Consider the following 7,264-nt stretch of genomic DNA (forward strand, 5'->3'; position numbering starts at 1 on the left):
TCAATAAGGTTCGAATCAGCGTTATGAAGCAATTCGGATCAGATAGCAAAGAGTATCGCCAACTAAAACGGTTCTGGAAACTACTTATGAAGCACGGAACCGCACTCGATTACACGACCCGAAAAAGTCGAGTCAATTTTAAGCATGCCTATTTAACTGATAAAGAAGTGATCGAAGGTTCAAACAATAAAATCAAAGCCATTGAGCGCACGGCATACGGGTTCCGTAGTTTCAAAAAATTCCGTCTACGTATTCTCATCTCATTCAAGAATAGCTTCTACTCAATGAACTATAAGCAAAAGGCAGCTGATCTCAACAATGTCAAGTCAGCTGCCTAAGCAAGGTTCAAAATATTAAATTTTACCGGTCATCAGTACCATTTGACTTTGAACCGTCTTTCACTCTGTTTGGAAGAGAATTTTTTTAATACGCTGAAAAGAAGCGCTTTTTCTTAATGGGCGTTTGGTGCCGACGAGACAATCGTTCACCGTTAACCAGAGCCTTAGCATTATCATCAAATTGCTTTGCTAGGTCAGAACCATATGTTGCTTTTAGTTTATCGAACGCAGCTGTCATTTCATATTTACGGCCTGGAATATGGTGTGCATCTGATGCAAACAAGTGCGCCAACCCATTAGCAATAATGTCTTCACTAAAGGCCGTCACCGCTTTACCAAATGTACCAACATATGAACTAGCGGTCAATTGTGCGTATGCCCCACGTGACACCATGTCATACAACAATTGTGGTTCCTTCATTAGACGCGTGTTACGTTCTGGGTGCACAATGATTGGCACCAAACCGCGTTGTTGGATTTGGAACAACATATCCATCGTAAATGCTGGTACATCATTAGAAGGTAATTCAATTAAGATGTAGGTTCCCTGCTCATCCGTTGTGAGAATGTCCCCGTCATCCAACGCTGATAACAAGCCACCATTGATGCGAACTTCTTGAGACGGGAAAACCGTCAATGGAATATTCGCATTGTTCAATTCAGTTTGAAAATCAGCCGTTAACTTAATCACGTCTGATGCATGATTTACATAACGTCCGTTCATGTGGTGTGGCGTCATAAGTGCGTGCGTCACGCCGTCCGCAACCGCATCGCACGCCATTTGCAACGAAACGTCAAGGCTCTCTGACCCATCGTCAATACCGGGTAATAAGTGACTGTGAATATCGATCATTTCCGTCTCCCTAAACCTTTTTTCTTTGACTATACCCTAAATATTCACGGATTGTTATATAATTATTCATGTTTTGAATACATTTTAAGGAGTTTTTACCATGATTAAAAAGGTACTACTTTGGATTTTGGGTATCGCAGTTATCCTTATCGTGATTGGTGGTGGTGTTGCCGCATTGGCGCTACACAATACAACTTCGAAGATTCACTCGATGGACAGCACATTGAGTAAATCTTCAGACACAAAAACAAAATCTGGAAAGTCCGTAGCTTACCTCCTTCTAGGTACGGATACCGGCGCACTAGGCCGAGATTATAAAGGTCGTACCGATACGATGATGGTTATGGTTGTTAACCCAACTTCAAAAACCACAACAATGATTTCGATTGAACGTGACACAAAGATTCAAATCGACGGTGTCGATGCAAAGCTTAATTCGGCGTACGCATACGGTAACGCTGAAGCTGCAGTAAACACGGTCGATAAGTTACTTAATATCAAGCTAGATGGTTACCTCCTGGTTAACATGAATGGTTTGAAGCAGCTCGTTAACGCCGTTGGTGGTGTCGATGTAAAGTCACCATTAACATTTGACTATGCAGGTTATTCATTCACAGAAGGTCAAACGTACCACATGGATGGTGCACAAGCATTGCAATTCTCACGCATGCGTTACGACGATCCACAAGGAGACTACGGTCGCCAAATTCGCCAACAACTCGTGATTGAATCAGTCATTAATAAGCTGAAAGATGATCCTTCTAGCGTTCTATCAAATGATTTCCTAAATGCAGTATCTGACAATGTTCGTTCAAACATTTCACTTACATCATTACGTAACTTAGCCACTAAGTATCGTGATTCTGCACAAACCATTAACCGTGATCAAATCAAGGGTACCGGTGAAATGGATAATGGCGTTTCATACCAAATTATTTCGGATTCTGAGTTCCAACGCGTTCATAACGAAATTGAAAATGCATTGAATGCCACAAACTAATATACAAAAAATTAGGTACTGAAAACCACTCATAACTTATGATGGTTTTCAGTACCTTTTTTGTTCTATATTAAATAGATGCAAACAAGTGAATATAAACAATCCTTTCCACAAAAAAAGCAGCCGATTTCAACATTGTGAAACCGGCTGCTTAAGGTCAAAGGAATTGAAATATGCCAATAATTGGCACACTTTTCATTTAAACCGAATTAATAATATCATTTCGGGATATGCTTAACGTTTTAACGAAAAACTAATTGTAAAAATTACCTTTTATTTTACGCTGGACATGAAACTCAGTGTTGGCGTCTCGGATCCCCATTACGCTTAATTAGTCGCACCTCAGGAACTATTCTTAGATTGTAATTCTCGTATACTTTATTTTGCATAAAATCTACTAAATCAAAATAATCTTCCCCTGTCATACCGCCAACATTAACGATAAACCCTGGCGATTTTGGCGATATTTGTGCGCCGCCAATTTGATGACCTACTAAATTTAGTTCTCGCATCATTCCACCCACATGCCACGGCATTGGAGGAACAAACACCGTACCCGCAGAAGGAAGCTCTAGAGGTTGATTTTTGGCCCTGCGTACGTGATATTCATTCATCTGTGTTTTGAGCTTATATTTACGAAGTGGTAGCTTCCAGTCACGCTTTAATGGATAAACCATGAACGTACCTTGCAAAACAATTGCGTTCATATCGTGAAATTTGGAATATCGGTATCTAAAGTCTAAGCCTTGATTTTGAACAGTTTTAACTTGCAAGTCATCCAAATCTAAATACTCAGCACTGACCAAATACGTTTCCATATCTTGACCAACCAAGAACCCTGCATTCATGAATATTCCAGCTCCGACCGTACCTGGGATTCCTTCCATCCATGCTAATCCTTTGATGTTTGAATTAAATGCCCATATTGCAAGTTGCTTCATTTTCATACTGGCAGACACTGTTAAAAATCGATTTCCATCCCACACAGGCTCTGCTTCATTCTCATAGCGCATCATGTTAACAATCACAAAATCAAGATCATCTTCACTAACCGCAATATTGGTCATTTCACCAAGAACTTCAAAATACACATTGTCTGATTTTAAAGTTGTGACCACTTTCTTTAGTTCATCTAAATTACGTGGATAAAAAATATACGGAACTTTACCACCCGTTTTTGTATGAGTCCGCTCTCGCAGCCAGACATCTTCTTCGACATCCGGTATCAATTTACTATAATTTTCCATTTGTTAGACCTTATTTCTTGATATATTCCTTTAAAAATATTTTTTCATTATCATCTGAGGACCAAAGGTACCAAATCAAATAAAATATGCCTGCATACATTATCCCAACAAGACTAAACGACAAAACGTTGTCTACCTTTATAAATATTTGCAAGGCTAATCCCAAAACTATAGAAAGTGCACTTCCAACAAATAATTTGAAAGTCGACTTCCAAAATTTCACCATATCTAATCCAACAACAAAATGATTATACAAATTAATTAACAACCCGTTCCCGATTGCCAAACTAAATACATAACCAAATACAGATCCAGTAAGACCGAAAATTTTCAATGAGTAGTAAGTAATAATAATATTAACCAGTGCCAAAGCCCCGAGTGCTAGGGATCGGAACTTATGCATATTTTTTGCTCGTTGTATCTCTATTCCCACATTCTGAGAAAGTGGAACTAACGCTGGAAACAATGTAATGACCAGCATCCAATACGCGTCTTGAAAACCATTCCCCGCCCACATCTTGATAAAAAACTTGCCAACAACAATAAATCCACCGTAGACAAATAACAAAATCAAAAGTTGCACACGGCCAACTTTCACCATTACATCAGAAAACTCATCATTTGATGCAGATTCTGAAAACATCTTGTTTATCTTCGGAATAAACACGTTTGATAAAGCTAACGATAATTGAAAAAATATGTTTCTAATCTGCACGACAATTGCATACACAGCAACACTCGCTGGACCTAACAACGAACCAACTATCACGCCTGGTAGATTATTATTAATCAAATCCACAATATCATTTATAAGTAAAAAACCTGAAAACGCAAAAATAAGTTTAGCCGTTGGCCCCATTTTTTCCTTCAAGGCGAACTCCATATTCAACTTCACAATTGCAAAGCGGATATTTAAAAGTAATAACGTTATAGACGTTATCAACTGAACCATCGCCACTGTTACAACAGAAAATCCAATCATCAATAGTGGAATAACAATTAATGGCTGAATAATGGTTGTTGCTAATATTCTAGACTGTTGAAATACAAACCTTTGATTGGCTGAAATAAACGAATCAAAAATAGTTGAAATAAATGTAACGGCCATATTCAAAGACATAAGTCCTAACATGATTTTTGCAATTTTCAGTTCAGACGAATTGAAAGTATTGCCAAAAAAGAGTGGACTAAATATCGTTACCAACGCACCAATTACTATAGATAGAATTGCAATCGTGGCAAACATTTTTAGATACGTACCATTTAACCTTCGAACAAATTCCTCGCCTTTTTTCTTTTCAATCCAGAAAAAATGAATATATGCACCCGAAAAGCCCATAGAAAGAATTGACAAGGTTGCAATTGTTTGAGCTGTCAACTGATATATACCAAAATTATTTTGCCCCGCAAGATGAATCAACAACGGAGTGTAAAAAATGTTGACTAAATTTTTAAGGATAATATTGACATATGACAGAACCGCTCCTGTTTTAATCTGCTTCATCACTACTAATCTCCAAGAGCGGATAGCAACCAATTCAATGAACGATTTCGTTCATTTTCAAGAATATTACGAATGTCTCTAAAATCAACAACATCTAGATCCTCGTTAACCTCTTCGGAATGTAATCTACTTTCTAGATTGAATACATCAAACAGCGTTTTCATTCGTGTATTCATATCTCGAACAATTAAATTATCTTGTCGGTTAAAGAGCTCAAAGTTTTTTTCAAATATTATAGAAAAGACAGCTGCGTGAAACGAATCAGCGAAAACTGTCTCGGAATCTCGTATTATCTTTAGAAACTCTAACGGTCCAATACTTGAAAATAACTTAGAATTAACATCATTCAAGTTCACCACATTCAAATTACGTTTAGTCGCGTATTCATAAATATAATCAAGCTGTTTTGAAGAAGGTGTCCCCAAAAAATAAGTTACAACATATCCGTCATTAATTGTTACCGTGCTTAAATCCGCTACCTGCGTCCAAATCTTTTTTTCTAGTAGCATGGTCGGATCTAGTACAACTTCAACATTTTTGTTTGAAAGGCTATTTAGATACTTCTTGGCTGAATTTTCACGAACTGATACCGCTTGTAATTTTTCGATACCAAATTTAAAAATTTCGTCATATTTTTCATCAATATCACTAATACCAATGCTAGCTGCATAACTAACTTTTTCAACCGGCAAGTCTGGCATACTAATATCTTCAACCAAATTGTTTCTAAAGTAAGGGTTCCAAATTTGGTCGCTACCAATCACGACCTTTCTTAATTTTTTCGAATCAACTAAACCATTAGCAAATTTCGGCACGTATTTTTTTGTGAAGCTTTGAAATACGGATTGCCTTTTCTGCTTCAATAATTCATTACGGAAAGAGCTATCCTGATTCGAGACTGATTTCTTGAGTGCGCGCAAATGGACCAAACCAGGTAAATACCGTATTTCGGTCCACATACCATAGTATTTACTCTGTTGCCCCATCGAATCTTGTAGCGTCTTCACAGGAATACCATGGTCACTTATAACTTTTTGCAAGGCAAAATTTTGTAGTCGGTTACCAAAGTTGGTGTCGTCGTTTATTGTGTGTATTGCGACATATTTCTGATCCATTTAAACACCTCATATTTTAAATGTTTTCACCTAATTGCTAGCAAACTAGTAACTAAAATAAAAATTCTTTTTAGTCTCGATAAAACTGGCATGCGCGTATGAAAGAAATTCTTGAAAATCAATTCACGATACCTTTTAACTTCCGCCCTATCGTTTCGTTTCAACGCATGACGTAAAAACTCGAAATACAAGCCGACAGTCAAATTATCAGCCCATGCTCTATCAGTCGTCCCCTTACTAAACAAATCGGAAATCTTCCGAGTGGTTTGTACACCTTCAAATTCAGCATTAGGGTTATTTCTCAACGCACTTTTTTCATTCAGCATATACACATATTTTGAAGACGAATTGTAATGTGCAACACTTTTCGGATTTAACTTTAAAATTTTCACCAACGCATATAGATCCTCAGCAATTCTCACTTGTTCTGGAAAACCCTCAGTCCATAACTCTTTTTTTGAGATATACGTAAATGGGTATCCCTGAATTTTAAATTTAAATACATCTTTCAAAGTCTCATGGAAGGTATGAAACCCATTTTTCAAATTTGAAACGTAGTTTAAAATTGTTACACCGTCTACCGGATTAAAGGCCGATATATTAAAAAATTCAATATCAGCTTTCGATTTAACAATCGCATTATAATACGTTTCTACCAAATCATTTGTAAAGGCATCATCCCCATCAATGAAAATCACATATTCACCTCGGGCAACCCAAATACCAAAATTTCTTGCGGCCGAAACGCCTTTGTTTTCGTTTTCAAAATATCTAAAACGTTCATCATTTAGCTGACTGAGTTTTTCAGAAATAATGTCATGGGTGCCGTCTGTTGACCCATCATTAACCAATATAAATTCTGTTTTTTGAAACACTTGTTCATGAAGGTTACCCATTAAATCTGATATGTACTGTTCAGCATTATAAATAGGTACAATTACCGAAACATCAATAGAATTCACTAGAATGTCCAGCCTTTCTCATTCCCAATACGCCTGCATACGTAGTTTCTACGTTTTATGCCGTCTCTAAATCACGTTTCCTTATGAAGCACGGTTATTGAACAAATCAGCAAAATTTTCTTATAAAGAGTAGGCCATCAGCTCAATGTGTTTGCCAAATCCTTGATGTATTGCTTCAAGGCTTCACCAGTTTGTGGGTGGTTCAAACCGTATTCAATGTTAGTCGTCAAGAAACCAATCTTTGA

The 7,264-nt window shown here is 37.2% G+C and carries 7 protein-coding genes and 1 pseudogene; 2 read left to right on the forward strand and 6 right to left on the reverse strand.

Going from position 1 to position 7,264, the window contains the following annotated elements; all coding sequences use genetic code 11:
• Nucleotides 1-338 (forward strand): transposase (locus tag EST42_RS04160; protein ID WP_167711090.1); only part of this gene is annotated, 338 nt, incomplete at its 5' end.
• An 85-nt stretch (nt 339-423) separates the two neighbouring features.
• Here the strand turns inward: EST42_RS04160 and EST42_RS04165 are convergent.
• Nucleotides 424-1,191 (reverse strand): tyrosine-protein phosphatase, encoded by a 768-nt coding sequence (locus tag EST42_RS04165; RefSeq protein ID WP_134644342.1) that lies wholly within the window; start codon nt 1,189-1,191, stop codon nt 424-426.
• A gap of 103 nt (nt 1,192-1,294) precedes the next feature.
• Between EST42_RS04165 and EST42_RS04170 the strand changes: the two genes are divergently transcribed.
• Nucleotides 1,295-2,191 (forward strand): LCP family glycopolymer transferase, encoded by an 897-nt coding sequence (locus EST42_RS04170; protein ID WP_134644347.1) that lies wholly within the window; start codon nt 1,295-1,297, stop codon nt 2,189-2,191.
• A gap of 296 nt (nt 2,192-2,487) precedes the next feature.
• On the opposite strand, the gene murB is transcribed toward EST42_RS04170, so the two are convergent.
• From murB to EST42_RS10995, 5 genes and pseudogenes are all read right to left on the reverse strand, one after another.
• The gene (gene murB / locus EST42_RS04175; RefSeq protein WP_134644343.1) at nt 2,488-3,438 is read right to left on the reverse strand and encodes a UDP-N-acetylmuramate dehydrogenase; all 951 of its coding nucleotides are present in this window, start codon (nt 3,436-3,438) and stop codon (nt 2,488-2,490) included.
• Nucleotides 3,439-3,448: 10 nt separating this feature from the next.
• The gene (locus tag EST42_RS04180) at nt 3,449-4,942 is read right to left on the reverse strand and encodes a lipopolysaccharide biosynthesis protein (RefSeq protein ID WP_134644344.1); all 1,494 of its coding nucleotides are present in this window, start codon (nt 4,940-4,942) and stop codon (nt 3,449-3,451) included.
• A 5-nt stretch (nt 4,943-4,947) separates the two neighbouring features.
• Nucleotides 4,948-6,057 carry a polysaccharide pyruvyl transferase family protein gene (locus tag EST42_RS04185; protein ID WP_134644345.1) on the reverse strand — a complete coding sequence of 370 codons (1,110 nt, stop codon included), beginning with the start codon at nt 6,055-6,057 and terminating at the stop codon, nt 4,948-4,950.
• Nucleotides 6,058-6,083: 26 nt separating this feature from the next.
• Nucleotides 6,084-7,019, reverse strand: a complete 936-nt coding sequence (locus tag EST42_RS04190) for a glycosyltransferase family 2 protein (protein ID WP_167711091.1) — start codon at nt 7,017-7,019, stop codon at nt 6,084-6,086.
• Between the two features lie 137 nt (nt 7,020-7,156).
• Nucleotides 7,157-7,264: pseudogene (locus EST42_RS10995) on the reverse strand (UTP--glucose-1-phosphate uridylyltransferase); the annotation flags it as partial.

Source organism: Weissella cibaria (assembly GCF_004521965.1).
In the GTDB taxonomy this organism is placed as follows: Bacteria; Bacillota; Bacilli; order Lactobacillales; family Lactobacillaceae; genus Weissella; species Weissella cibaria_A.